Here is a 25,703-nt window from a genome sequence, read left to right on the forward strand (position 1 = left end):
CCCCGTCAACGGCCGCGCCGAGGATGGGGATAGCCACGATGAACAAGACCATGCTTTTCGCTCTGGCGGCGCTTGCGCCGCTGGCCCTGGCCGCCAGCGCCCATGCCGCCGAGATGGCGGACGCGGCGATCGCCACCGCCGAGCCGCAAGCGACCGCCTCCGAACTCGTCGTCCAGGCCCAGATCGCCTATCGCAATCGGAGCGACCAGGCCGCGCCGGTCCTCGACTACGGCCTTGACTACTTCCAGCGCTTCGAGCCGCTGACGGCCGGCGACGCCCTCAAGCGCGTGCCCAGCGTCGCCTTCCTGTCCGACGTGCTGGAATCCGACGGCGTGCGCCTGCGGGGCCTCGATCCCGGCTACACCCAGATCCTGATCAATGGCGAGAAGGTGCCCGGCGGCGGCGTCGACCGGTCGTTCTTCGTCGACCGGATCCCGGCCGAGCTGATCGAGCGCATCGAGATCGTCCGCAGCGCCTCGGCCAACCGCAGCGGCGACGCCATGGCCGGGGCGGTGAACATCGTCCTGCGTGACGCCTATTCGCTGGACGGCGGCTTCATCCGCGCCGGCGCCCTGATGTTCAATGACGGCCGCATCCGCGAAACGCTGGGCGGCGTCTGGGGCGGCCAGGTCGGCCCGGGCCGCCTGCTGGTCGGCGCCAACCTGCAGGGGCGTCGCAATCCCAAGGAAAAGACCAGCCTGCGCTATAGCGAGCCGCCGGCCGGCGCCGCGACCTTCGTCAATCGCGAAGACCAGACCGACCTGCGCAACGGCACCGACTATTCGTTCAACGCCAGCTACCAGACGCCGCTGGCGGATGGTGAGCTCGACCTGGGCGCCTTCTATGTCAAGACCGACCGCAAGCAGGACGAGCGCTCGCTGGAGTTCAACACCCGCAGCGGCGGCTCTACGGTCCCGATCGTCTTTGGCAAGACCACCGGCGGCAACCTGCTGAGCGTCAACAACCAGATCGTCGACACCGAGCAGGAAACCCTGACCCTGACCGGCAAGTACGAAAAGCCGATGTGGGGCGGCGTCTCGAAGATCAAGCTCGGCTATGCCCGCTTCACCGAGACGGACGCCGACCGCGAGAACGACCTGGACTACAATCGTTCCAAGCCGCGCTACACGCTCGACCAGGAATATACCGACATCGAAGACGCTGAGACCTCGATCAAGCTGGAGCATCAGCGCGACCTCGGCGCGGCCAAGCTGGAACTGGGCGTCCAGTACCAGAAGAAGGATCGCGACACCGCGATCATCGGCCTGCGCAACCGGTTCAATGTCGGCTCGGCCAACCCCAACAATTCGCTCGAACCGGTGGCCGGCGGCGTCAACACCATCGAGGAAACCCGGATCGATCCCTATGCGATGATCTCCGGCAAGGCCGGCCCGGTGAAATGGGAGGCCGGTCTGCGCTACGAGACGACCGACGTCAGCATCAACGACAAGACCGTCGCCGCCGCCGACCAGGCGCACGACACCGACTATGCCGCTCTGCTGCCGTCAGCGCACCTGCGCTGGAGCCTGACCGCCGATGATCGGATCACCGCCTCGGTGGCGCGCACCATCCGCCGTCCCGGCTTCGACCAGATCATGCCGACGACGCTGGAAGAGGAATATGGCGACAACGACTTCCTCGGCAATCCGGACCTCAAGCCCGAAACGGCCTGGGGCCTGGACGTCGGCTATGAGCGCCGGCTGGGCCGCCGCGGCGTGGCCGGGGTCAATGTCTTCTATCGCGACGTCAGCGATCTGATCGAGCTGACCACCACGGGTCAGACCGGTTCGGCCGGCGGCACCGCCCAGGTGCTGCAGGCGCGCAATGTCGGCGATGGCAGCGTTTATGGCGTCGAGTTCGACCTCTCGACGCCGCTGACGGTGATCGGCCTGGAACACACGGGCGTGTTCTTCAACTATTCCTGGCTCGACAGCGACGTCAAAGACGTGTTCGGCAGCCGCAAGTTCAACGATCAGGCCAAATATGTGCTGAACGTCGGCTTCATCCAGGACCTGCCCTCGGTCGGCGGCGCGTTCGGAGCCACCTATCGCAAACAAGGCGAAGCCTTTGGCCGCCTGGAAGGCGAAGAGGTCACCACCACCTACGGCGCGGATCTCGAGATCTTCGTTGAAAAGCGCATCGGCGAGCGCCTGACCGTCCGCCTGACCGGCTCAAATCTGCTGAACGGCAAGAAGGAAGAGACCTTCAACAAGTTCGACAGCACGGCTGATCAGCGGACCCGCAGTTTCGCCGAATACGAGCTGGAGAGCGAGGAGGCCGGCCCGGTCTTCCAACTGATCGCCCGCATGGCGTTCTAGGAAAAAGACCTGCCGGAAACGGAAAGGGCGGCGTCCTCGGACGCCGCCCTTTTTCGGTCTCGAAACCTGATCGGCCGATCAGGCCGCGCCGCGGCCGCCGTTGTCGTCGGCGGCCAGGAAACCCATCAGGGTGTCGATGCGCTTCAACAGCTCGGCCCGGGCCTCGGCGCCGCTGAATTCGCTGCGCGTACAGGTCTCCAGCGCCTCGGCCGCCGAGACCAGGCGCGGCTCCTTCAGCGCAGCGCCCAGCTTGCGCAGTTCCAGAGCCTGAGCCACCAGGGCGCGGCGGGCCTGAACGGGATCGGAATCCAGCGCGGTCCCCGCCGACTTGACGATGCGCAGGGCCTGAGAGAGCCGCGCGGCGACCGAGTCGACGGCGTCGGCCTTGCGCTTGCGCGGCCCCTTGTACTCCGCGGAATTGAACCGTCGGCGATCGGGCCCGACATACTGCACCGCCTCGACCCAGTTGCGCGGCTTGAGCGTAACCGCCTCGAGCCGCCGTTCCAGATCCTTGATCGTGAACGGCTTGCGCATGAACTCATGGATGCCGGCGTCGCGCGCGCCGAAGATCGCCTCGGCCTTCGCCTCGGCCGTGCACATGATGATCGGCGCCTCACGGCAGCTCAGATCGCTGCGGCGGATCTTCCGGGCCAGCATCAGGCCATCGACGCCTGAACTGGCGTGCTCGACGAAGATCAACTGCGGCTCGACCGTCCGGGCCATGGCATAGCCCCGCTCGATGGTCTGGGCGGCATAGATCTGCACATTGCCCAGCTGGCGCAGTTGGTCAGCCAACAGCTTGCCGATGGCGGGATTCCCATCCACCACCAGCACGCGCTGAACCTTCGCGGCCACGAGTTGAGTTGTACGGATATTGCCGTCGAACACCGGACTGACCAGCTCCTGAGGGGTTCTCTGGGCCTCACTCTAAGACCCGATTGTAAAAATCGCCTTGATAAGTGATCGCGCCTGGACGTCAGCTTGCCAGAGAAACGCTGAGACCGCCCTCGAAATCCTGGAAGATATCAATGGCCTCGTCGACGGGCGCGGTCGCCGGCCGCCCTTCAGGGAACCGATACCGCCAATAGCTGGCGATGTGCGAGATCACCCCGACCTTTTCGCCCAAAGACAGGAACAGTTCGGGCGCGCGCAGCAGAAAGTCGCGGAAGGCCTGCGGCTTGCCGTTGTCGATCAGGTCCTTGAAGGCGTCGTCATAGACCTTCAAGGTCCGCTGCACGGCCTTGCGTTCGACAATGACGCCGGCCTGCAGGCGCTTGCGGGCCTCGTCCAGATAGCGGGCGCTCTCAGGGTCTCGCGCGCCGGTGATCACCATCTGGCCGATCTCGACGCTGACCCCGGCCAATTGCGGCCATAGCCGCGTCAGCATCCATTTGTAGTAGAGAAAGCCCTTCCAGCTGAAGAGCCCCTCCTTGAAACTCTCGCCTTCCAGGACGAGGGTCTCGCGCAGCGGCTCCAGGCGTTCGTCGACATCGGTCGACAACAGCGCTTCCACCATGCGGGCGGCGCTGACGCCCGAAATGCCGCCGGTGTCGCGATAGGCCAGATCGATCAGGCGCGAGATCTCGCTGCTGACGAACCCCTGCATCTGGGCCAGATCGCCCGGCGACAGGGCGAAATAGCACGGCGCGACGACCATGCCGTGGCGGCGCAGATGTTCGCGCAGCAGGAACGGATCCAGCGAGGGCAGCATGTCGATCATCCGCAGCGTCGCCAGGTCGCGGGTCATGTCGCTGGCGTCGTTGCAGGCCTCCTGCAGCAGGTCGGCCCATCCCCTCTGACCGACGAAGAACGACTGGCCGCCCAGGCCCAGGTCCCCACGGTCAAAAGGAATGATGACCTTGGTGGCCGACGGCCGCGCCTCGTCAAACAGGAAGAAGTCGTCGTTGCGCAGGCGATGTTTGACGATCAGGGCGTTGTTGAGAATGCGGTTGCGAAACAGCGGATGCTCGGTGTGTTCGGGCCGATGGCCACTGTCGGCCTGGATCGCCAGCAGGTTCAGAACCCGGCTGGTCGAGGCGGTCCGCTCCAGGGCCCGAAGGCTGCGCGTCACGCGATCATGGCCGCGCATCGGTTTCAGTTTACGGCGCGCTGACACGGCAAGACGTCCTCAAGGTGAAGGGGTCATGTCTAGCGACCTCAACCTAAACAAACGCTAACCGAACAGTGTTCTTTGGGGCGAAGCTTCAGAAAGACCTGGTGATCGGCGCGGCCAGATCCGCCCCGGCGCGAAGCCCGGACGGCGCACGCCGCAAACGGGCCACAGCGCGCAACAGGCCAGCCGGCTGAATGGGTTTGGGCTGGGTGTCGTCGAACCCCTGGGCCAGGAGTCGCTCGGCCTCGCCGATCATGGCGTCGGCGGTCAAGGCCAGAATCGGGATGTCGGGGCGGCCGCCCTCTCCCCTCCGGATCCGCCGCACGGCCTCCAGCCCATCCATCTGGGGCATGTGGACATCCATCAGCACGATGTCGAAATCCGCGACGCGCAGACGGGCCAGGGCCTCGCCGCCGTGATCCGCGGTGACCACCGTCGCGTCGGCGGATTCCAGGAGCGCCCGGGCCACGGCCTGATTGACCCGATTGTCGTCGACCACCAGCACCCGGAGGCCGGCGAAATCCAGCGCAGGCTCATCCGCCTCGTGGCTCGTCGGTGCGCAGGCCGATGGCAAGGCCAGCGTGACGCGGAAGACCGAGCCCCGCCCCGCCGTGCTGGTCAGGGCGATCTGGCCGCCCATCATCTCCGCCAGCTGGCGACTGATGGCCAGACCCAGCCCCGTGCCGCCAAATTGGCGGGCCGTCGACCGGTCGCCCTGAGTGAACGGACTAAACAGTCTGGCTTGCTGCTGTTCGCTGATGCCGACGCCGGTGTCGGACACCATCAGCTCGACGCCGTCGGGCGTCGGCGCGATCCGGACATCGACCCGTCCCGCCTCGGTGAATTTCAGCGCATTGGAAACCAGGTTCAGCAGAATCTGACGGACCCGAACCGGGTCGCCCTGCAGCCAGGTCGGGGTTTCAGGCGCAACGTCCAGGGACAGCGCCAGCCCTTTGATCCGCGCGGTCTGACTCCAGACCAGATGAATCTGTTGGCTGAGCCGGCGAATGTCGAACGGCGTGCTTTCCAGCTCCAGCTTGCCGGCCTCCACCTTGGAGAGGTCGAGAATGTCATTGAGGATGGTCATCAGACTGTCCCCGGACTGGACGATCATATCCAGATACTCGGTCTGCTGAGCGTCCAGCGGGGTATCACGAAGGACGTGGGCCAGGCCCAGGACGCCGTTCATCGGCGTGCGCAATTCGTGGCTCATCATCGCCACGAAGGCGGATTTGGCGCGGCTGGCCTCGAGGGCCGCCGCCTGGGCCTTCTCCAGGGCCAGGGCGTTGGCGCGCAGCAGGCGGGCGGTGTCCAGCATGTAACCCAGCAGACCGGCCAGGGTGATCGCCACAACCGCCAGCTCCCAGGGCTTGAAGCCGCCGGCGATCAGCGGCGCGACCACGAGGGCGACAAACGGCGGCGGCGCCATGACCAGCAGGGCCGAGCGGCTGAGCGCGCCATATTTCAGGCTCTCGACGATCATGCCAAACAGGATGATCAGGGCGGCGAACTTCATGGCCGGCGGGCCATACGACCAGCTCAGGGCCGCCATGACGGACCACACCGTGCAAAAGGCGGCCCCGGGTCCAAGACGGATCAGAAGCGGGGAGCGCCCGGTCGTCTGCGGACGGAACCATCGGTCCATGCACAGCAGAAACCCTTCGAGCGCGCCGTTGACCGCCAGCCAGGCCACCAGCGCGCGGGCGCCGAAATGGTAGCCGAGAAGGCCGCCGACCAGGATCATGACGCTGACGCGCGCGACCCGGCCCTTGCGGCTCATGACGAGGGTCGCCCCTTCGACGCCGTCATCCAGAAACTCACGCAAACCCAAGGCCACACCCCAAACCGCTTCTGGCCTGTAGCTAGCCCCCGGCGAGTTCACGAAGCGTTTAGGATGTGACGATGGGTCGCAGAAACAGCGGTTAGGCCCATATATTTTCCACGCGCCCGGCCCGGACCGGGGCGCGGCGGGACATCACCCCTGGAAGGGATCGCGCATCAGGATGGTGTCGTCGCGCTCAGGACTGGTCGACAGCAGGGCGACGGGCGCGCCGATCAATTCCTCGACCCGGCGCACATACTTGATGGCGTTGGCGTTGAGGTCCTTGAACGAGCGGGCCCCGGCGGTGCTTTCGCTCCAGCCGTCCATCTCTTCATAGATCGGCGTGGCGGCCTGCTGGTCGCGCATGCCGGCCGGCAGATAGTCGACCGTCTTGTCGCCGATCTTGTAGCCGACGCAGATCTTCAGGGTCTTGAGGCCGTCCAGCACGTCCAGCTTGGTCAGGGCGATGCCGTGGATGCCGTTGATGGCCACCGACTGGCGCACCAGCACGGCGTCGAACCAGCCGCAGCGACGGGCGCGGCCGGTATTGACCCCGACCTCGCGGCCGACGGTGGACAGGTGCTTGCCCACTTCGTCGTCAAGCTCGGCCGCAAACGGGCCTTCGCCGACGCGCGTGGTGTAGGCCTTGACGATGCCCAGCACATAGCCCGTGGCCGAAGGGCCCATGCCGCTGCCGGCCGAGGCCTGACCGGCCACGGTGTTGGACGAGGTGACGAACGGATAGGTGCCGTGATCGACATCCAGCAGGGCGCCTTGCGCGCCTTCGAACAGGATGCGGCGGCCGGCCTTGTGGGCCTGGTCCAGAACCCGCCACGCCGGCTGGGCGTAGGGCAGGATGCGCGGGGCCAGCGCCATCAGGGCGTCGAACAGGTCCTGAGCGTTGGCTTCCGGCAGGTTCAGCCCGCGACGCAGGGCGCCGTGGTGGCTCAGCAGACGCTCGATCTTGGGCTTGAGGGCTTCGGGATCGGCCAGGTCGGCGACGCGAATGGCGCGGCGGCCCACCTTGTCCTCATAGGCCGGGCCGATGCCGCGGCCGGTGGTGCCGATCTTCTGGCTGGAGGCCGCCTCGCGGGCCTGGTCCAGGTCCTTGTGCAGCGGCAGGATCAGACAGGCGTTGTCGGCCAGGATCAGCAACTCGGGCGAGATCATCACGCCCTGCTCGGCGATCTTGTCGATCTCGCCCAGCAGGTGCCAGGGGTCGACCACCACGCCATTGCCGATCACCGACAGCTTGCCCTGGACGACGCCCGAGGGCAGCAGGGCCAGCTTGTAGACCTTGCCGTCGACAACCAGGGTGTGGCCGGCATTGTGGCCGCCCTGGAAGCGCACGACGACGTCCGCCCGGTTGGACAGCCAGTCGACGATCTTGCCCTTGCCTTCATCGCCCCACTGGGCGCCGACGACGGTCACATTGGCCATGATTGAGATATGCCTTGTCACCTGCCCGGTGACGTCCAGCGGCCCTTCGACAGGACTCGGCCGCAGACGTTTATTCAATTATGGGCGGCGCTTGAAGCACCCTTGGAGGGCGGCGTCAAAGCACGCCCGTGAAGTCAGAAGGCGTAGACCAGCCGAACCCCTACGTCGTCAAGCCCCTGGTTCTTGCCCTGGTGGAAGATCTGGCCGTTCGACAGGTGGGTGTAGGACAGCTCGCCCGACCAGCTGTCATTGAACTTGTAGCCCAGGGCCAGCTCGGGCTCGAACAGCACCTGAGAGCCGAAATCGATGCGGGTGTAGTAGAGCTTGGTGCGACGGGCGCGCTCTTCATCGCTGAGGCCCGGGGCGTTGGCGGGCGGCAGGCCGGCCTCGCCGTCGGTATAGGCCAGGCCAAAACCGGGGCGCAGATAGAAGCCGCCCGGCGCGCCCAGCTCGATGGGCCAGTTAAAGCCGGCGGCCACGAAGTTAGAGGTGTTCTCGCTGTTGATCGACACGAAGGCGTGAACCTGCGGGCGGCCCAGCCAGCCCAGGTTTTCCAGCCGGGCGGTGCGATAGCCCAGATGGATGTCGATCCCGTCCTCGCGACCGGCCGCGCCCAGGCCTACGGCCTCGCCCAGAAAGGTCACGTCGTGCTTGTAGAGACCGCCGAAGACCTCCTGGGCTGTGGCCGGCGCGGCGAAAGCCAGCGCCGCGACAGCGGCGGCGGCGAACATGGCGGTCTTCATTTGGATATCCCTCAACAGCCCCAGCCCGAATGGGTTATGGCGTGAACGGCGCAGCTCGCAAAGGGTTTCGATGCGCTGCAGCATCCTCATCTGTTTTCCCGGCGGTCACCGGCGAGATCAGATCTTGGACGTCTTCAAATCGCGGCCGTAAGCCCCTACACCTTGCCCATGACCATCGCCCTCGCCGACATCCAGGCCGCCGCCGAACGCCTCAAGGGTCTGGCCGTCGAGACCCCGCTGATCGAGAGCCCGGCCCTGAACGCGCGGCTGGGCGGGCGGATCTTCCTCAAGCCCGAGACCCTGCAGCGGGCCGGGGCCTTCAAGTTTCGCGGGGCCTATAACCGGCTCAGCCAGCTGACCGCCGACGAGCGCCGGCGCGGCGTCGTGGCCTTCTCGTCGGGCAACCACGCCCAGGGCGTGGCCCTGGCGGCCCAGATCATCGGCTGCCCGGCCCTGATCGTCATGCCCAGCGACTCGCCGCAGGTGAAGGTGGACGGCACGCGCGCCTTCGGCGCGCAGATCCAGTTCTATGACCGCTTCACCGAGGACCGCATCGCCATCGCCGACCAGATCGCCGCCGAGCGCGGCTGCGTGGTCGTGCCCTCGTATGATGATCCGCACATCATCGCCGGCCAGGGCTCGGTGGGGCTGGAGATCGTCGCGCAAAGCCAGGCCCTGGGCGTCACCCTGGACCGGCTGCTGTGCTGCGTCGGCGGCGGCGGCCTGATCGCCGGAACCAGCACGGCGGTGAAGGCCCTGTCGCCGGGGACCCAGGTCTGGGGCGTCGAGCCCGCCGGCTTCGACGAGACCCGCCGCTCGCTGCTCTCGGGCCGGCGCGAGACCATCGACCCGGACGCCCGCTCGATCTGCGACGCCCTGCTGACCCCGATCCCGGGCGAACTGACCTGGCCGATCAATCAGCGCAATCTGACGGGAATCGTCGCCGTCACCGACGCCGAGGTCGCCGAAGCGATGCGCTACGCCTTCTCGGTGCTGAAACTGGTGGTCGAACCCGGCGGCTGCGTCGCCCTGGCCGCGGCCCTGGCCGACAAGATCGAAGTGGCCGAACAGAGCTGCGCCATCGTGCTGTCGGGCGGCAATGTCGATCCGGCCCTGTTCGCCCGCATCCTGAACGGCGAGATCTGAGCGATGCCGGTTTACATTTTCAGAGGTCCCGGCCGCGTGTTCGGCTTCACCGCCCACGCGGCGGGCGAGAACCTGCCCTCACGTTACGCGCCCTGGACGGCGTTCAAGGCCGTCGAGATGATCCGGGGTCAGCCCCAGCCGGGCGTCGAGGTCGAGGATTGTCTCAACGACATCGAGATCTACGGCTTTCACGTCACCGACGCGCATGTGCGGATCACGGAAGGCGTCGCGGGATGACGGTTGAGGATATGGGAAGCATGAAATTTCCGAGCGCAGCCGCCCTCCCCCAGACCCCCCTGCTGGTGATCGACCGCGCCGTCCTGACGCGCAATATCGACCGCATGCAGGCCCTGTGCGACGCCGCCGGCGTGCGGCTGCGGGCCCATGGCAAGACCCACAAGTGCTCGACCCTGGGCCGGATGATCGTGGAACGCGGGGCCGTGGGCATTTGCGCCCAGACGATCGGTGAGGCCGAGGCTTTCGCGGCCGGCGGGATCACCGACATCCTGGTCACCGCCCCGCCCCCGTCCTGGGCCGGGCCGCGCCTGGCGGCCCTGGCCCGCGCCGGCGTCACCCTCGGCGTCACCGCCGATGACGAAGGCCAGATCGACCGATTGTCCGACGCCGCCGTCGCCGCCGGAACGCAGCTGGATCTGGTGGTCGATCTGGACCTGGGCACCCACCGCACCGGGGCCTATCCGCACGAGGCGCTGAAACTGGCCCGCGCCGCCGACGCCGCGCCCGGCCTGCGCTTCGCCGGGATCCAGGCCTATCTGGGGCATCTGCAGCATATGGACGACGAGCCGGGCCGAAAGGCCGCCGACGAGGCCGCCTTCGCGACGCTGAAGGCCCTGGTCGCCGAGCTGACCGCCGCCGGACTGGCCCCGCCGGTGGTCACCGGGGGCGGCACGGGCACCCACGCCTTCGATCTGGCCTCGGGCGTGTTCACCGAGCTGCAGGCCGGCTCCTATGCGGTGATGGATGTGGAATACGACGTCTGCGGCGCCCCCGGCGGCGGCGCCTGGCCCTTTGAGCCGGCGCTGCATATCGCCGCCAGCGTCGTCTCGGCCCGGCACAAGAGCCATGTCGTGGTCGACGCCGGCTTCAAGGCTGTGTCCATGGACGGCCCGCCGGCCCGCGTCATCGCCGGCGCCGCGCCCGGTTCGCTGTGGCGGCCGATGGGCGACGAACACGGCCTGATCGCCCATCCGGCGATGATCGACGTGCTGAAAGCCGGCGGTCGCGACCCGCTGGGCTTCGCCAGGGCCGTCAGCGCCGCCGACGCCGATCCCGCCCGCGCCTTTCCCGCCGATGCGCCGCAGGTCGGCGACATCGTCTGGCTGCAACCGGGCCACTGCGATCCGACCCTCAATCTGTATGACGCCCTGCATGTCTGGGACGGGGAGACGCTGGAGCGCTGGGCGGTGGATGGGCGGCGGGTCAGCGGCTGACACTGGCCCCCTCCGCGCTGCGCGCTCCTCCCCCGGAGGGGGAAGACGACCGCGTAGCGGTCAGGAGGGGGCAAGTGAACCTGGGGTCACGGCCCCCCTAGCCCTCTCCCCGGACCCCGGATACGGTCCGCCTTCCCGACAAGATCTGCCCCCAAAGAGTATCATCGATGAAACGCCTGCTGCTCGCCACCGCCCTGCTCGCCGCGCCCATGCTCACGCATGCCGCCGACGCGCCCAAGATCGACCCTGCCCGGCTGTCGGCCCATATCAAGGTGCTGTCGTCTGACGACTTCGAAGGCCGCGGCCCGGCCACGGCGGGCGAGACAAAGGCCGTCGCCTATATCGTCGACCAGATGAAGGCTGTGGGCCTGGCCCCGGCCGGCGACCTGCAGACGGACGGAACCCGCGCCTGGACCCAGGACGTGCCGCTGGGCAAGTTCGAGATCACAGGGCCGGTCGCCGCCCATGTCATGGTCGGCAATGACCATGTCACCCTGGCCCAGGGCGAGCAGATCGCCATCCGCGCCGCCATGACCAATGTCGACGCCGTGTCGATCAAGGACGCGCCGCTGGTGTTCGTCGGCTACGGCGTTAAGGCTCCCGAGCGCAACTGGGACGACTTCAAGGGCGTCGACCTGCATGGCAAGATCGCCGTGGTGCTGGTCAATGACCCCGACTTCGAAACCGGAACCGGTGACTTCGGCGGCAAGGCCATGACCTATTACGGCCGCTGGACCTACAAGTACGAGGAAGCCGCCCGCCAGGGCGCGATCGGCATGCTGGTCGTCCACGAAACCGCGCCGGCTTCCTATGGCTGGGCCACGGTCAAGAACTCCAACACCAATGTGATGTTCGACATCGTCCGCCAGGAGCCGACCAAGACCCACCCCACCCTGGAAGGCTGGATCCAGCGCGATGTCGCCGTCGACCTGTTCAAGAAGGCCGGCCTGGATTTCGACGCCCTGAAGAAACAGGCCCAGACCCGCGCCTTCAAGCCGGTGGAACTGACCGGCGCCACCTTCTCGGCCGACTACAAGGTCAACCACGAGGTGATCGTCTCCAAGAACATCGCCGGCGTGGTCAAGGGATCCGCCCACCCCGACGAATATGTCGTCTATAGCGGCCACTGGGACCATCTGGGCGTCGGCCTGCCGGACGCCAAGGGCGACAAGATCTATAACGGCGCGATCGACAATGCCGACGGCGTCGCCGCCCTGCTGGAACTGGCCCGCGCTTTCAAGAGCCAGCCCGCCCCGCAGCGCTCGGTGCTGTTCCTGGCCGTGACCGCCGAGGAAAAGGGCCTGCTGGGCTCGGAATACTATGCCGCCAACCCGCTGTATCCGCTGAGCAAGACCGTGGGCGACCTCAATATCGACGCCCTGTCGGCGGCCGGCCCCGCCAAGGACATCACCACTTCGGGCGACGGCAAGGTTGATCTGCAGGACCTGCTGGTCGCCAAGGCCAAGGCCCACGGCCGCTATTTCACGCCCGATCCGTCGCCGGAAGCCGGCCACTTCTATCGCTCGGACCACTTCCCCTTCGCCAAGCGTGGCGTGCCGGCCATCTCGGTGGGCTCGGGCAATGACCTCTATAAGGGCGGCAAGGAGGCCGGCGAGGCGGCCGAGAAGGACTATGTGACCAACCGCTATCATCAGCCGGCTGACGAATGGTCGGCCGACTGGGATCTGAGCGGCCAGGCCATGGACCTGGAACTGTTCTACGAGGTCGGCGCCGACCTGGCCAATTCCCGCGCCTGGCCGCAATGGCAGGCGGGTTCGGAGTTCAAGGCCATCCGCGACGCGAGCGCGGCGGACCGGAAGTAGCCCAACTTTTCTTGTCATCCCGGAAGCCTCGCAGAGGCTGTCCGGGACCCAGGGGCAACCGCATTGCAGCGGCCCTGGGTCCCGGCTCTCCGCTACGCTGCGGCCGGGATGACAAGTTTATTTGCTCACGAAGTTTGCCATGACCGTCTCAGTCTTCGACCTCTTCAAGCTCGGCGTCGGCCCGTCCAGCAGCCACACCATGGGCCCGATGACGGCCGCCGGCCTGTTCGTCGCGCACCTGCGCCAAGCCGGTCGCATCGCCGACGTCGCCCGCGTCGAGGTCCGGCTGTACGCGTCCCTGGCCCTGACCGGACGCGGCCACGCCACCGACCGGGCGGTGATGCTGGGCCTGATGGGCTTTGTTCCCGCGCAGCTGGATCCCGACGCCGGCGAGGCGGCCCTGGTCGAGGCGCGGGCCAGCCAGTGGCTGAAGCTGGGCGGCGAGACCGGCCTGGCCTTCGACGAGGCCCGCGACATCGTCTGGCTGGGCCATGAAAGCCTGCCCCAGCATCCCAACGGGCTCACCTTTTCCGCCTTCGACGCCGCCGGCGCCGGGCTGGCCGAACGCACCTGGTTCTCGGTCGGCGGCGGCTTCGTGCGGGACGAGGCCGAGATGGGCCGCAACGAACCGCCCGAGGCGGGCCCGGCCGTCCCCTTCCCCTTCGAGAGCGGCGCCGACCTGCTGCAGCGCGCCGCCGAGGCCGGCCTGAGCATCGCCGAGGTGATGGCCGCCAATGAGCTGGCCCGGATGGGCGAGGCCGAAATGAACACGGGCCTGGACCGCCTCTTCGCGGCCATGGAAGCCTGCATCGACCGGGGCATGCGCGAGGGCGGGGTCCTGCCCGGCGGCCTCGACGTCAAGCGCCGCGCGCGCCAGATCCACCAGACCTTGCAGAGCCGCATGGAGCGTCAGATCAGCGACCCATTGGCGGCCATGGACTTCGTCAATCTGTGGGCCATGGCGGTCAATGAAGAGAACGCCGCCGGCGGCCGGGTGGTCACCGCCCCCACCAATGGCGCGGCGGGCCTGATCCCGGCCGTGCTGCGGTTCTTCGTGCGCTTCTATCAAGGGACGCCCGAGCAGATCCGGGTGTTCCTGCTGACCGCCGCCGCCATCGGCGCCCTCTACAAGCGCAACGCCTCGATCAGCGGGGCCGAGGTGGGCTGCCAGGGCGAGGTGGGCGTGGCCTGCTCGATGGCGGCGGCAGGGCTGGCCGCCGCTTTGGGCGCGACCAACGCCCAGATCGAGAACGCCGCCGAGATCGGCATGGAGCACAATCTGGGCCTGACCTGCGATCCGATCGGCGGCCTAGTGCAGATCCCCTGTATCGAGCGCAACGCCATGGGCGCCATCAAGGCCATCGACGCCGCTCGCCTGGCCCTGCTGGGCGACGGCCAGCACAGCGTGTCGCTCGACAAGGTGATCGCCACCATGAAGCGCACCGGCGAGGACATGAACGCGATCTACAAGGAGACCTCGCTGGGCGGGCTGGCGGTGGGGCTGTCGGTGAACCGGGTGGAGTGCTGACACTGGCCCCCTCCTGACCGCTTCGCGGTCGTCCTCCCCCGAAGGGGGAAGACGGGATCATCTTCCCCCTCCGAGGGAGGACGCGCAGCGCGGAGGGGGCGAGTCATGTGGTCACCCCCTAGGTGCGATCGACACAACCGCGCGTTATCCCTGCGAGCGCCAATCGCTCGGTCGGGATCGCCGCATGAACATCGTCATCTTTGAAGCCGAAGACTGGGAGCGCGACGCGGTCCAGGACCTCACCCACGACCACAAGGTCACCTGCGTCGCCGACTGCGCCACGGCCGACAGCCCGTTTCCCGACGCCGAGGTGATCTCCACCTTCATCGACTCGCGCCTGAACGCGCAGGTGCTGGCGGCGTTTCCCAGGCTACGGATGATCGCCACCCGCTCGACCGGCTATGACCATATCGATCTGGACTATTGCCGCGCCCATGGGATCACGGTCTGCAACGTGCCCGACTATGGCGACCCGACCGTGGCCGAGCACGCCTTCGCCCTGCTGCTGGCCCTGGCCCGCAAGGTCCCCGACGCGGTCGAGCACACCCGGCGCGGCGACTTCTCGCAGGACGGACTGCGGGGCTTTGATCTGGGCGGCAAGACCCTGGGCGTGGTCGGCACGGGTCAGATCGGCCGGCGGGTGATCCAGATCGCCAAGGGCTTTGGCATGACCGTCACCGCCTTCGACACCCGTCCCGACCGGGCCCTGGCCGCGTCCCTGGGCTTTCGCTACGCCGATCTCGACGCCGTGATCGCCCAGTGCGACGTACTGACCCTGCACATCCCCGGCGGGGCGGCGACCCAGAACCTGATCGGCGCGGCGCAGTTCGCGGCGATGAAGCCGACGGCGGTGCTGGTCAACACCGCGCGCGGCGGGGTGGTCGACACCGAGGCCCTGCTCCACGCCCTGCTGAGCGGTCAGATCGCCGGCGCGGCCCTGGATGTGCTGAGCCAGGAGCCCTGGCTGCGCGACGAGGCCCAGATCTTCCGTTCGGCCACCCCGCCGGCGCCCGAGGGCCTGCGCTCGCTGGTCGCCAGCCACGCCCTGCTCAAACTGCCCAATGTGATCGTCACCCCGCACGTGGCCTATGACACGCGCGAGGCGGTGCAGCGGATCATGGACATCAGCCTGGCCAATATCGAAGCCTTCGCCAAGGGCGCGCCGCAGCATGTGGTGGGGGGGTAGAGGCCCCTTGCCGCTCCCGCCCGCGATGCTAGGGTGCGCCGGGAACAGGAAGGGAACAGAACCATGTCCACAGGCGTGATCCGGGCCGGCATCGGCGGCTGGACCTTCGAGCCCTGGCGGGGCGTGTTCTATCCCGACACGCTGAAACAGAAGGACGAGCTGAACTACGCCGCGTCCAACCTGACCAGCCTCGAGATCAACGGCACCTACTATTCCACCTTCAAGCCCAACAGCTGGATGAAGTGGCGCGACGAGACGCCCGACGACTTCGTGTTCGCGGTCAAGGCCAGCCGCTACTGCACCAATCGCCGCGTGCTGTCGGAAAACAACGACTCGCTGGAGAAGTTCCTGACCCAGGGCCTGGAAGAGCTGGGCCCCAAGCTGGGGCCCATCAACTGGCAGTTCATGGCCACCAAGAAATTCGACCCCGTCGATTTCGAGGGCTTTTTGAGGCTGCTGCCCAAGGAGATCGGCGGGCGGCCGGCCCGTCACGCGCTGGAGGTGCGCAGCCCCACCTTCCAGACCCAGCAATTCTACGACCTGGCCGCCCAGTACGGCGCGGCCATCGTCTATGCCGTCGATGACGAGTCGCCCGACTGGCCCCGTATTGATGAGCCCACCGCCGATTTCACCTATGCCCGGCTGATGTGCAGCCGCGAGGACGAGCCGACGGGCATGAGCTCCGAAGAGCTGGACGGCGTGGTCGCCCAGACGCGGAACTGGGCCCAGCGCGGCGACGTGTTCGCCTATTTCATCTCCGGAGCCAAGGTGCGGAACCCGGCGGCGGCGATGGCGCTGATCGAGAAGCTGAAGTAGGGCGCCTTCATTCCGCCACCGACCACGGGCGTCCTGCTCAGCCTGGGGCTGCGGCAATCCGGGGATTGAGTGAAGGCGGGCGGGCGACCTAGGCGGCGCAGACTAAGCGGATGGGCGCTGGCGCTGGTCCTGTCGCTGGTGGCGCACGCCGTGGTCCTGGTGGCCCTGTTGTGGCGGATCGCGCCCTTACCGGTTCCTCCGGAGCCTCCCGTCATCGAGGTGACGCTGACAGAGCTGGATGCGCCTCGCGCGGCGCGCCGAGCGTCTCGGAGCCCAGGCAGGCGACGCCTAGCGCCCATCGTCAAGCCTCCGACCGAGGTCGCGCCGGTCATGGCTCCGACGCCGCCCCAGGCTCCTGCGACAATCGCGCCGCCCGTCGACGGCGCCAATCTGCGCAGCGCCCTTCAGTCCGTCCTGGGATGCCGGGACTCCATCCTGGCCAGCCTACCTCCGGCGGCGCGCAAGGCCTGCCAGGAGCGCCTGGCGCGCGAACTGGCTTCCCACGCCCAGCCCTGGGTGGGCATGGACTCCGCCCGGCGCGCCGCCTTCGCGGAAGAAGCCCGTGAACGCGAACCATTCCTGGCGCGAACACCCAAGGACAACTGCGTGCCGCGCGTGCAGGAAAAGGAAGTCGGGCGCGGCGCCATGGCCACCCACGACTGGAAGTTTAGCGGAGCCTGCGCCAAGGCGTTCTAGGGGCCGCCAAAACATGGTTAGCCAAACCTTAACCGCGTGGCCCTAGGCTCTGGCCATGCGTCGCCTGCTGCCCCTGTTGCTTGTGTCTCTCGCCCTGGCCTCGCCGGCGGGGGCGGATCAGAAGCCTGCGCCCAAGGCGAAGGCCCCGCCGGCCGTGGCCGCAGCGCCGCAGACCGCCCTGCAGCCACTGATCCCGCTGGCCTCCAGCCGGGCGGGCGGCGACGCCGGCCAGTGCCGGGCCGCCTGCGCGCGGTCCTACTATTTCTGCAATGGCGGCGACGACGACGGCTGTCCCGGCCGATGGGCGCAGTGCAACGCCCGCTGCACGGCGACCTACAGGCCGCTGGGGTCGTAGGGCCCTCTACTGGTCCAGACAGACCCGGGCGATCTCGGCCCGAAGCTCGGGCATGCCCAGGCCCTTCTCCGACGAGGTGGCCAGCACCCGCGGGAAGGCCGCCGGGCGCTTGGCGATGGCCTTCAGCGTCTCGGCGGTGACCTTCTCGACCTCGTGCGGCTTGATCTTGTCAGACTTGGTCAGGATGATCTGGTAGGAGACCGCCGCCGTATCCAGGGCGTCGAGGGCCTCCTGGTCGACCTTCTTGAGGCCGTGGCGGGCGTCGATCAGCAGATAGACGCGCTTCAGCGTCGCCCGACCGCGCAGATAGGCCCGGCCCAGGTCCTGGAACTTGCTGACCGTGGTCTTCGACGCCCGCGCGAAGCCATAGCCCGGCAGGTCGACCAGGCGCAGCTGCTCGGCCAGCAGGAAGAAGTTGATCTCCCGCGTCCGGCCCGGCTCGTTGGAGGCGCGGGCCAGGTGCTTCTGGCCCACCAGCCCGTTGATCAGGCTGGACTTGCCGACATTGGAGCGGCCGGCGAAGCACACTTCCGGGGCGATCGGATGCGGCAGGCCGTCCATGTTGACGGCCCCCATCATGAAGGCCACCGGCTGGGCGAACAGCACGCGCGCCGCCTCGATCTCTTCCTCGGTGAAGACGGGCCCCTGAGGAGGTGAAAAATTGGGCGGCGGCGCGAAGTTGGGTTCAGTCATCAGGTCGCCGTTGCGGTCTTGCCCTTGAAGCGGGCGATGATCTTGTCGATCGGGTTCTCGACCTGATAGCGGCGCATGATGATGTACTGCTGGAAGATGGTCAGCACGTTGGACCAGCACCAGTAGATCACCAGGCCCACCGAGAACTGCGACAGGGTGAAGGTGAAAATGATCGGGAAGAACTGGAAGATCTTCTGCTGGATCGGGTCGGCGGCCGGCGGGTTCATCGCCGTGGTCAGCCACATGGTGAAGCCGTACAGCAGCGGCCAGACGCCGATGTGCAGCGGGCCCGACAGGAAGGCGCCGATCAACGGGGCGGTCGCCGGATCCCAGGGGATCAGGCCAAACAGGTTCATGAAGGTGGACGGGTCGCGGGCCGACAGATCCTGGATCCAGCCGAAGAACGGCGCGTGCCGCATCTCGATGGTCACCGTCAGCACCTTGTAGAGCGAATAGAAGACCGGGATCTGCACCAGCATGGGCAGGCAGCCCATCATCGGATTGATCTTCTCCTTGCCGTACAGCGCCATCATTTCCTGCTGCTGCTTGGCCGGGTCGTCCTTGTGCTTGACCTTGAGCTTCTCGACCTCGGGGGCGATCTTCTTCATCTTGGCCATCGACTCATAGCTCTTGTCCGCCAGCGGATAGAGCACCAGCTTGAGGGCCACGGTCAGCAGCAGGATGGCGACGCCGAAATTGCCGACCAGCTTGTAGAACATCTCCAGGATGTTGAAGATCGGGCGGGTGAAGAAGCGGAACATGCCCCAGTCGACGGCGTCGTCGAAGCGCGGCACCTGGGCCTGGGTCTGGTCCCAGAACTTCCACCAGGCCGGGGGCTCGCCGCCGAACTCGTACTTGCGCAGCAGCGGCACGGTCTTGGCGCCGGCGAACAGGCGGGTGTTCTGGACCAGGGTCTGGCCGGGGGCCAGGCTCTTGGCGGGGCCCACGAAATTGACGTCATAGATATCGACGGCGCCGGCCTGGGTGACGCGATACTGGGCGGTGACGTCCTGCGACTGTTCAGGAATGAGCGCCGTCAGCCAGTACTTGTCGGTGATGCCGGCCCAGCCGCCCTTGGACGGGAAGGCTTCCAGCGGCTTGTCCTTCTTCCACTTGCCGTACTTCTGCTGCTTCAGCTCGTGGGTCTTGCCGCCCTCGGCGCCGAATACGCCGATGGCGCCTTCGTGGACGATCTGGTTCTTGCCGAGGTCGGCCGGGATGCCCTGGCGCTGGACCGTGGCGTAGGGGGCCAGGGACAGGGTCTGGGCGCCCTGGTTGCGGACGCTGTCGGCGACGGTGAACATGGCCTCGGCGTCGACAGAGATGGTGCGGGTGAAGACCAGGCCCAGGCCGTTGTCATAGGTCATGACGACCGGCGAGGTCGGGGTCAGGGTCTGGCCGGGCGCGGCGCTCCAGACGGTGCGGCTGTCGGGCAGGCCCGGCAGATTGGCGCCGGCCCAGCCGAAATCGGCGAACCAGGCGTGCTCGGCGCCCTCGGGACGGAACAGCTCGACCGGCGGCGAGGCCTTCTTGGTGGTCTGGGCGTACTTCTTCAGCCACAGGTCATCGATGCGACCGCCCTTCAGCGAGATCGAACCCGACAGGGCCGGCGTATCGACGGCGACGCGCGGGCTCTGAGCCTTGGCGGCGTCGCGCGACAGCTTCAGCGGCGCGGGACGGCCGTCGGGGCCGAGCACCACGCCAGGCTGTGTCGCCACCATCTTGGCCTCGGCCGCCTTCTGGGCCGCCAGTTGCGCCTCGGCCCGTTTCTGCTGCGGACCCAGGATGAAGAACTGGTACCCGATCAGGATCGCGAACGCGCTGACGATGAACATCAACGTGTTTTTGTTGTCGTTCTGCATGGATGACTTAACCAGAAACGGAGGAATCGGGCGCCGGAGCGTCGGAAATGGTGTCGGTAGGAAGATCAGCGGAGTGAGCCAGCCTGGCCCGAGCCTCCGCGCGATCATGTTCGGCCGCGAGGCTTATCAGCGCGGTTTTCACATCGTCAAGCAAACGCCCCCATTCGCGCGAGCGGGTGCCGCCGCGCGCGATGAATACATAGTCGCACATCGGGCGGCCATGAAGGGGAAGAAGTAGTCGGGCGGCCTCCCGCAGGCGACGCTTGGCGCGATTGCGCTCCACCGAGCCGCCGACCTTCTTGGTGGCGGTAAAACCCACCCGCATCAGGGGATCTTCGTCCAGCCGGGCCCGCATCTGCATGAACACGGCCCCGCGCGACAGGGCGGGCGCCTTGGCGGCCCTCAGGAAGTCGGGACGCTTTTTCAGGCGCTCGATCTTCACGGCGCGCGCTGGCGGGAGCCCGGTCATGAAAAAAGCCGCCCTTTCCGGCGAAAACCTGAGGTCAGGCTCTGGGAAAAGGCGGCTTTTATCATGGTCTGTGCCTCCCGCGAGCGGGAGAAAAGAACGGAAAGATCCGCTCTTAGGCCGTCAGGCGCTTACGGCCCTTGGCGCGGCGACGCGCAACGATCTTTTGGCCGTTCTTGGTGGCCATACGCGCGCGGTAGCCGTGACGGCGGGCTCGCACGAGCTTCGACGGCTGGAATGTCCGCTTCACGAGGTGGCTCCGATAATAATGGGACGCGTCGGCCGCAAGGCCTCCGCGAGTGAGGGGCGGTGGATAAGGGAAGGGGCGGCGGCTGTCAACCTGAGTCGGTTCAGGCCGCTGCAGTTACACTTGCCCCCTCCGCGCCTGCCGGCGCTCCTCCCCCGTAGGGGGAAGATGGAGGCGGCGCTTTTCATCTTCCCCCTCCGGGGGAAGACGATCGCGAAGCGATCCGTAGGGGGCCAGTGGCGCAATCACCGCCTTGCCCACCACCTTGCGCTGCGCCAGCAGGTCAAACGCCTCCCGCCAGCGCTCCAGCGGAAACTCGGCGTGGACATGCGGCGTGATCACCCCCTCGTCCGCCATCTTCCAAACCGCCTCACCGTTCTGGCGACCCTTCTCGGGGAACTGACGGCCATATTCCCCGGCCCGCACCCCCATCACCGAGAAGCCCTTGATCAGTGGCATATTGACCGAGACCGTCGGGATCCGCCCGGAGGTGAAGCCGATGACCAGCAACCGCCCGTCAAAGGCGATGCAGCGGACGCTCTCGTCGAACACGTCGCCGCCCACCGGATCATAGATGATGTCGGCGCCCCGCCCGCCGGTGATCGCCTTGACCTGATCGCGAAAGCCGCCGGTGACATTGACGAGGGCGTCGGGCGCATACAGCGCCTGGATCGCCGCCAGCTTGTCGTCGGAAGCCGAGGCCGCGATCACCCGCGCGCCCAGGGCCTTGGCCAGGTCCACCGCCGCCAGCCCCACCCCGCCGGCCGCGCCATGCACCAGCACCCAGTCACCCGGCTCGATCCGCGCCCGGCGCACCAGGGCGACATAGGCGGTGAGATAGGCCGCGCCATAGGCGGCGGCCTGCGCGAACGACAGGCGCGCGGGCTTGGGCTTCAGCGCATCGGCCGAGAGCACGGCGTAGTCCGCGAAGGCCCCGAGCCGCGCGCCGCCGACCACCGCGTCGCCGATGGAGAACCCCGACACCCCCTCGCCCAGCGCCGCGACCTCGCCGGCCAGGTCCAGGCCCGGCGTGAAGGGCGTGGGCGGTTTGAACTGGTACTCGCCGGTGGTCATCAGCAGGTCGGGGAAATTGACGCTGGCGGCGTGGACCCGGACCAGCACCTCGCCGGGGCCGGGCGCGGGCGTCGCCACCTCGCGCACCGCGCAGCCGGCGAAGTCGGGGGCCAGCGATTCTACGACCAGGGCGCGCATGGTGGGGCTCACGGGGTTTTCCTTCCTCCGCTCTTCCCGGCGAAAGCCGGGATCCAGATCGAACCCAGAGCGGTTGGCGCGCCTGGCCCGGTCCTAAGGCGCGTCATCCCCAACCTCTCTGGATGAATCTGGGCCCCGGCCTTCGCCGGGGAGAGCGGATGTTTATGGGGTTTGGGTGTGGAGTTATCCGGAAGTGTCCGGTCTCCGTCTGTCCTACTTATCGGGTCCGCCCACAAACGCCGCGCGCACCAGCGCCGCCACCTCGCGGCAGGCCGAGTCGGCCGCCGGCACGGCCCCGGTAAAGGCCGTGAAGCCGTGGGCCAGGCTGTCATAGCAGCGATAGGTCACCGGCACGCCGGCCGCCTGCAGACGCTTGGCATAGGCCTCACCCTGGTCGACCAGCGGGTCAAAGCCGGCGGTGATCACCACCGCCGGGGCCAGGCCCGTCAGGTCGGCGGTCTTGTTGGGCGACAGGCGCGGATCGGCCGGGTCGGCGTCGGGGCCCATATAATGACCCATGAACCAGTCCATGATCGGCCGGCTCAGCGGATAGGCGTCCGCATAGGTCGTCATCGAGGCCGTTTCGCTGGCTACGTCGACGGCCGGATAGATCAGGATCTGCACGGCCGGCTGGGCCTCGCCCGTCCGCTGCATTTCCTGGGCGACGATGGCGGCGAAATTGCCGCCCATCGAGTCGCCGCCGATCGCCGCCACGCCCGGCGCGGCGCCGAAGCGGGCGGCGTTGTCGCGGCCCCAGCGATAGGCGGCCAGCACGTCGTCCAGCCCGGCCGGAAAGCGGTGCTCCGGCGCCAGGCGGTAGTCGACCGACAGCACGGCCGTTTTGGCGATCCTGGCCAGGATACCGCAAAAGGCGTGGCAGGTTTCCAGATCCCCGATCACCCCGCCCCCGAAATGGGCGAAGACGATCAGCGGCGCCGAGGCGTCCTGCTCGGCGGGGCGATAGGCGCGCAGGGGCAGAGGCCCGCCCCCTCCGAAAGTATTGGGCCCGTCGATCGACAGGCTTTCGGTGCGCACGCCGGGCTCGGACGGCCCGGCCACGGCGATCAGCCCCTTGGCGCTGGCGTCGCGGGCGACATCAGGCGGCAGCGTGGTCATCGACGGCATCTTCTTGGCCGCATGGGCGAAGAACTGGAAACGCGGGTCCAGGGTGCGTCCGCCGCGATAGACCACCCCGCCGCCGGACATCGCCCGCAGGATCGGGCTGGGCAGGGACAGCAGGGTCTTCAGAATGAACTTCTGGACGGCGACGTCGGCCATGGGGGGCTCCGGTTAACTTCTACGGGTCGCCGATCCGGCTCCCACCTTAAAACCCGCTCTCCCCGGCGAAAGCCGGGGCCCAGATCGAACCCAGAGCGCCTGGCGTTCTGCTCCGATCGAAAGGCGCATCAACCCCAAACGCTCAGGCTGAATCTGGGCCCCGGCTTTCGCCGGGGAGAGCGGAAAACTTGATCTGATCCTGGGTCACGCCCCTAAAGTTTCGGAAGAGCGGGCAGTCCGCCCAGGATCAGATTGACGGCGAAGTCGGCGGCGGCGGCCGTGTCGACCGGGCGGCGTTCCAGCATCTTGTCGCTGATCTCGCGGGCCACGGCGATGCAGGCGGCGGTCAGATAGTCCAGATCCACCGCCGGCGCGTGCTCCAGCTCCAGCACCTTGGCGAAGCCGTCGCGCACCTCGTCGAACACCGCGACGATCTCGGGCGTGGCGCGGGCGTGGGGGATCTGCTCACCGGCCGGACGGTTCAGGCGCCAGGTCTCCTGCTCGGTGGCCACGAATACGAAATAGGCGGTGATCGCGCCGCGCAGGAAGGACTGGAAGTCGACCGCCCTGTCGATCTCCGCGCGGAGCAGGGGCCGAAAGCGCCGGGCGCCGTCATCGGCCAGGGCGTCGAACACTTCCTCTTTCGACTTGTAATAATTGTAGAAGGTGCCCGAGGCGAGACCCGCGCGGCGGATGATGTCGCGCACCGTGGCGCCGTCATAACCCAGCTCGCCGAACACCGCGCGCGCGGCGTCCAGGATCGCCTGACGATTGGCGACCTTGGTGCGCTCGCGCTTGCCCGGACGGTCGTCGATGACCGGCGCCTTGGGGAAATAGGCGATATTCGACATGGAAGGCGACTCACAGGCGAGGCAATCGTGACGCCCCGTCATGATTTGAGCCTCATTCCGGGTCGTCCGGCAAGGCTTTCGCGGGTTGGGGGCCCTTGGCCGGGGCGCCGGGGCCCCTTGCGACTGGCCCCCTCCGCGCTGGCGCGCTCCTCCCCCGGAGGGGGAAGATGATCTCGTCTTCCCCCTCCGGGGGAGGAGGATCGCGAAGCGGCCCGGAGGGGGCAAGGGGTCAGGCTGGAACACGGGCCGCCGCCCGCGCCGCCACCGGCAGGGGATTGCCGGCCGCCCGGGCCCGCTTCTCGCCCTTGGCGATCTCCTTGGTCAGATCGGCGCAATAGACGTTGAAATCGACCTGGATGGTGTGGCGCGCCGAGGCGTAGAACTGGCCCAGATGGCGCTCTTCATCCTTGGCGGTGATCCTGATCATCTCTTCGGGCGTCGGCGGCGCATAGCGGCCGCTCAGATAGGCCGCCGCCAGCTTGGCCTGCTGCTCGGCGAAATTGACCAGGGTCGGCAGGGGCTGGGCCAGGCCCATGAAGAACAGGTTGGGGACGTCGGGCTTCATCATCCGCTTGAACAACGGGAAGCGATGGTCCTCGCCCGGAACCAGGGCCGGATCGTCGAAGAACGGGAAGCTGATCTTGTAGCCGGTGGCGAAGACGATGGCGTCCACCCGCTCGACGCTGTCGTCGGCGAAGCGCACATTGGGGCCCTCCAGCGCCTTGATCGCCGGCTTGAACCTGATGTCGCCACAGCCCGCCCGGGTGAGGAACTCGCCCGACACCGAGGGGTGGGCCTCCAGCGGCTCGTGGTCGGGCTTGGGCAGGCCGTAGTCTTCCATCTTGCCGATGGTCTTTTTCAGCACCGAGCGCGACAGGGCCAGGCCCAGCTTGCGCGGCATCCAGGCGGGCATCGCCGACTTGTCGGCCGGCTTGCCGTTCAGATATTTGGGGAACACCCAGACGCCGCGCCGGGCCGAGACCCACAGGTTTTTGGCGATCGGGCGCTGGGCCAGCTCGCTGGCGATATCCATGGCCGAATTGCCCATGCCGACCACCACGACGTTCTTGCCGCGCATGTCGACCGGGTCGAACGGGTCGCTATAGGCGTGGGCGTGGAAGGCGGCGCCGTCGAACTCGCCCGGATAGTCGGGAATACGCGGGTCCCAGTGGTGGCCGTTGCAAACGAACAGCACGTCGTAGAGCCGCGTCTCGCCGCTCCCCAGGGTCACCGCCCAAAGGCCGTCCTGCGTGCGCCTGGCCATCTCGACCCGGGTGTTGAAGGTGATGGTCGGACGCAGGCCGAAATGGTCGACATAGTCCTTGAAGTACTGGTGCAGCTGAGCGTGGTGGGGAAAGTCGGGCCAGTCGGCCGGAACCGGGAAGTCCTCGAAGGCCAGACGCCACTTGCTGGTGTCGATATGCAGGCTCTCATAGCAGGCCGACAGACCGTTGGGGTTCTTGAAGTACCAGTTGCCGCCGACCTCGTCGGACATCTCGAAACAGTCATAGGGGACCCCGGCGTCCTTCAGCCGCTTGGCCGTGGTGAAGCCGCTGCAGCCCGCGCCGATGATGCACGCCTTGGGAAGCTTGCCCGTCATGTCCCGCCCCTGACTTATCGTTGTTAAGGTGAGCGTATCAGCGTTATGCGGGTCGTC

General features: G+C 67.4%; 23 protein-coding genes. 10 read left to right on the forward strand and 13 right to left on the reverse strand.

The features are described from left to right. The first annotated feature begins 38 nt into the window (after positions 1-38). Positions 39-2,318, forward strand: coding sequence for a TonB-dependent receptor plug domain-containing protein (locus ACW18B_RS19915; protein ID WP_492048733.1), 2,280 nt, complete (start codon positions 39-41; stop codon positions 2,316-2,318). A 78-nt stretch (positions 2,319-2,396) separates the two neighbouring features. Here ACW18B_RS19915 and ACW18B_RS19920 read toward each other — a convergent pair whose 3' ends face one another. From ACW18B_RS19920 to ACW18B_RS19940, 5 genes are all read right to left on the reverse strand, one after another. After that, complete coding sequence (locus ACW18B_RS19920) at positions 2,397-3,206, reverse strand: response regulator (RefSeq protein ID WP_492048734.1); 810 nt, start codon at positions 3,204-3,206, stop codon at positions 2,397-2,399. 88 nt (positions 3,207-3,294) lie between these two features. Next, positions 3,295-4,407, reverse strand: a complete 1,113-nt coding sequence (locus ACW18B_RS19925) for a hypothetical protein (protein WP_492051798.1) — start codon at positions 4,405-4,407, stop codon at positions 3,295-3,297. A 115-nt stretch (positions 4,408-4,522) separates the two neighbouring features. Beyond that, positions 4,523-6,268, reverse strand: a complete 1,746-nt coding sequence (locus tag ACW18B_RS19930; RefSeq protein WP_492048735.1) for an ATP-binding protein — start codon at positions 6,266-6,268, stop codon at positions 4,523-4,525. A gap of 138 nt (positions 6,269-6,406) precedes the next feature. Further along, a complete protein-coding gene (locus ACW18B_RS19935) occupies positions 6,407-7,693 on the reverse strand; it encodes an adenylosuccinate synthase (protein ID WP_492048736.1) in 1,287 nt (428 codons plus the stop codon). A gap of 134 nt (positions 7,694-7,827) precedes the next feature. Next, positions 7,828-8,436, reverse strand: a complete 609-nt coding sequence (locus ACW18B_RS19940) for an acyloxyacyl hydrolase (protein ID WP_492048737.1) — start codon at positions 8,434-8,436, stop codon at positions 7,828-7,830. Between the two features lie 168 nt (positions 8,437-8,604). Here ACW18B_RS19940 and ACW18B_RS19945 point away from each other — a divergent pair, with 168 nt between their 5' ends. From ACW18B_RS19945 to ACW18B_RS19985, 9 genes are all read left to right on the forward strand, one after another. Next, complete coding sequence (locus ACW18B_RS19945; RefSeq protein ID WP_492048738.1) at positions 8,605-9,582, forward strand: threonine ammonia-lyase; 978 nt, start codon at positions 8,605-8,607, stop codon at positions 9,580-9,582. Positions 9,583-9,585: 3 nt separating this feature from the next. Beyond that, complete coding sequence (locus ACW18B_RS19950) at positions 9,586-9,819, forward strand: hypothetical protein (RefSeq protein WP_492048739.1); 234 nt, start codon at positions 9,586-9,588, stop codon at positions 9,817-9,819. A gap of 11 nt (positions 9,820-9,830) precedes the next feature. Continuing rightward, a complete protein-coding gene (locus ACW18B_RS19955) occupies positions 9,831-11,033 on the forward strand; it encodes a DSD1 family PLP-dependent enzyme (RefSeq protein WP_492051800.1) in 1,203 nt (400 codons plus the stop codon). Between the two features lie 167 nt (positions 11,034-11,200). Beyond that, positions 11,201-12,856, forward strand: a complete 1,656-nt coding sequence (locus ACW18B_RS19960) for a M28 family metallopeptidase (RefSeq protein ID WP_492048740.1) — start codon at positions 11,201-11,203, stop codon at positions 12,854-12,856. A gap of 139 nt (positions 12,857-12,995) precedes the next feature. After that, a complete protein-coding gene (locus ACW18B_RS19965) occupies positions 12,996-14,384 on the forward strand; it encodes an L-serine ammonia-lyase (RefSeq protein WP_492048741.1) in 1,389 nt (462 codons plus the stop codon). Positions 14,385-14,568: 184 nt separating this feature from the next. Next, complete coding sequence (locus ACW18B_RS19970; RefSeq protein WP_492048742.1) at positions 14,569-15,570, forward strand: hydroxyacid dehydrogenase; 1,002 nt, start codon at positions 14,569-14,571, stop codon at positions 15,568-15,570. A 63-nt stretch (positions 15,571-15,633) separates the two neighbouring features. Then, positions 15,634-16,386 (forward strand): DUF72 domain-containing protein, encoded by a 753-nt coding sequence (locus tag ACW18B_RS19975; protein ID WP_492048743.1) that lies wholly within the window; start codon positions 15,634-15,636, stop codon positions 16,384-16,386. Between the two features lie 330 nt (positions 16,387-16,716). Next, positions 16,717-17,082: a hypothetical protein gene (locus ACW18B_RS19980; RefSeq protein ID WP_492048744.1), complete on the forward strand. Its 366-nt coding sequence runs from the start codon at positions 16,717-16,719 to the stop codon at positions 17,080-17,082. A 55-nt stretch (positions 17,083-17,137) separates the two neighbouring features. Beyond that, positions 17,138-17,437: a hypothetical protein gene (locus tag ACW18B_RS19985; RefSeq protein ID WP_492048745.1), complete on the forward strand. Its 300-nt coding sequence runs from the start codon at positions 17,138-17,140 to the stop codon at positions 17,435-17,437. A gap of 6 nt (positions 17,438-17,443) precedes the next feature. On the opposite strand, the gene yihA is transcribed toward ACW18B_RS19985, so the two are convergent. The 8 genes from yihA to ACW18B_RS20025 all read right to left on the reverse strand — a co-directional run bounded on the left by yihA (position 17,444) and on the right by ACW18B_RS20025 (position 25,646). Next, positions 17,444-18,130 (reverse strand): ribosome biogenesis GTP-binding protein YihA/YsxC, encoded by a 687-nt coding sequence (gene yihA / locus ACW18B_RS19990; protein ID WP_492048746.1) that lies wholly within the window; start codon positions 18,128-18,130, stop codon positions 17,444-17,446. Then, complete coding sequence (yidC, locus tag ACW18B_RS19995; protein ID WP_492048747.1) at positions 18,130-19,992, reverse strand: membrane protein insertase YidC; 1,863 nt, start codon at positions 19,990-19,992, stop codon at positions 18,130-18,132. Before yidC ends, yihA begins: the two co-directional genes overlap by 1 nt. A gap of 7 nt (positions 19,993-19,999) precedes the next feature. Further along, positions 20,000-20,461 (reverse strand): ribonuclease P protein component, encoded by a 462-nt coding sequence (gene rnpA / locus ACW18B_RS20000; protein ID WP_492048748.1) that lies wholly within the window; start codon positions 20,459-20,461, stop codon positions 20,000-20,002. Positions 20,462-20,573: 112 nt separating this feature from the next. Continuing rightward, positions 20,574-20,708: a 50S ribosomal protein L34 gene (gene rpmH, locus ACW18B_RS20005; protein ID WP_012284717.1), complete on the reverse strand. Its 135-nt coding sequence runs from the start codon at positions 20,706-20,708 to the stop codon at positions 20,574-20,576. Positions 20,709-20,822: 114 nt separating this feature from the next. After that, positions 20,823-21,929, reverse strand: a complete 1,107-nt coding sequence (locus ACW18B_RS20010; protein ID WP_492048749.1) for an NADPH:quinone oxidoreductase family protein — start codon at positions 21,927-21,929, stop codon at positions 20,823-20,825. A gap of 201 nt (positions 21,930-22,130) precedes the next feature. Next, positions 22,131-23,195, reverse strand: coding sequence for an alpha/beta hydrolase (locus ACW18B_RS20015; RefSeq protein ID WP_492048750.1), 1,065 nt, complete (start codon positions 23,193-23,195; stop codon positions 22,131-22,133). Positions 23,196-23,407: 212 nt separating this feature from the next. Continuing rightward, positions 23,408-24,046 carry a TetR/AcrR family transcriptional regulator gene (locus ACW18B_RS20020; RefSeq protein ID WP_492048751.1) on the reverse strand — a complete coding sequence of 213 codons (639 nt, stop codon included), beginning with the start codon at positions 24,044-24,046 and terminating at the stop codon, positions 23,408-23,410. A gap of 229 nt (positions 24,047-24,275) precedes the next feature. Further along, the gene (locus tag ACW18B_RS20025; RefSeq protein WP_492048752.1) at positions 24,276-25,646 is read right to left on the reverse strand and encodes a flavin-containing monooxygenase; all 1,371 of its coding nucleotides are present in this window, start codon (positions 25,644-25,646) and stop codon (positions 24,276-24,278) included. Positions 25,647-25,703 lie beyond the last annotated feature (57 nt).

It is taken from the genome of Caulobacter sp. FV2ps19 (assembly GCF_058681035.1).

Coding starts and splice junctions, on each gene's coding strand:
- rnpA (WP_492048748.1), bottom strand. CDS start 20,461: ATGACCGGGCTCCCGCCAGCGCGCGCCGTGAAGATCGAGCGCCTGAAA.
- ACW18B_RS19965 (WP_492048741.1), top strand. CDS start 12,996: ATGACCGTCTCAGTCTTCGACCTCTTCAAGCTCGGCGTCGGCCCGTCC.
- ACW18B_RS19940 (WP_492048737.1), bottom strand. CDS start 8,436: ATGAAGACCGCCATGTTCGCCGCCGCCGCTGTCGCGGCGCTGGCTTTC.
- ACW18B_RS19975 (WP_492048743.1), top strand. CDS start 15,634: ATGTCCACAGGCGTGATCCGGGCCGGCATCGGCGGCTGGACCTTCGAG.
- ACW18B_RS20020 (WP_492048751.1), bottom strand. CDS start 24,046: ATGTCGAATATCGCCTATTTCCCCAAGGCGCCGGTCATCGACGACCGT.
- ACW18B_RS20015 (WP_492048750.1), bottom strand. CDS start 23,195: ATGGCCGACGTCGCCGTCCAGAAGTTCATTCTGAAGACCCTGCTGTCC.
- ACW18B_RS20025 (WP_492048752.1), bottom strand. CDS start 25,646: ATGACGGGCAAGCTTCCCAAGGCGTGCATCATCGGCGCGGGCTGCAGC.
- ACW18B_RS19955 (WP_492051800.1), top strand. CDS start 9,831: ATGGGAAGCATGAAATTTCCGAGCGCAGCCGCCCTCCCCCAGACCCCC.
- ACW18B_RS19985 (WP_492048745.1), top strand. CDS start 17,138: ATGCGTCGCCTGCTGCCCCTGTTGCTTGTGTCTCTCGCCCTGGCCTCG.
- yihA (WP_492048746.1), bottom strand. CDS start 18,130: ATGACTGAACCCAACTTCGCGCCGCCGCCCAATTTTTCACCTCCTCAG.
- ACW18B_RS19960 (WP_492048740.1), top strand. CDS start 11,201: ATGAAACGCCTGCTGCTCGCCACCGCCCTGCTCGCCGCGCCCATGCTC.
- ACW18B_RS19915 (WP_492048733.1), top strand. CDS start 39: ATGAACAAGACCATGCTTTTCGCTCTGGCGGCGCTTGCGCCGCTGGCC.
- ACW18B_RS19980 (WP_492048744.1), top strand. CDS start 16,717: ATGGCTCCGACGCCGCCCCAGGCTCCTGCGACAATCGCGCCGCCCGTC.
- yidC (WP_492048747.1), bottom strand. CDS start 19,992: ATGCAGAACGACAACAAAAACACGTTGATGTTCATCGTCAGCGCGTTC.
- ACW18B_RS19970 (WP_492048742.1), top strand. CDS start 14,569: ATGAACATCGTCATCTTTGAAGCCGAAGACTGGGAGCGCGACGCGGTC.
- ACW18B_RS19950 (WP_492048739.1), top strand. CDS start 9,586: ATGCCGGTTTACATTTTCAGAGGTCCCGGCCGCGTGTTCGGCTTCACC.
- ACW18B_RS19945 (WP_492048738.1), top strand. CDS start 8,605: ATGACCATCGCCCTCGCCGACATCCAGGCCGCCGCCGAACGCCTCAAG.
- ACW18B_RS19935 (WP_492048736.1), bottom strand. CDS start 7,693: ATGGCCAATGTGACCGTCGTCGGCGCCCAGTGGGGCGATGAAGGCAAG.
- ACW18B_RS19925 (WP_492051798.1), bottom strand. CDS start 4,407: ATGCGCGGCCATGATCGCGTGACGCGCAGCCTTCGGGCCCTGGAGCGG.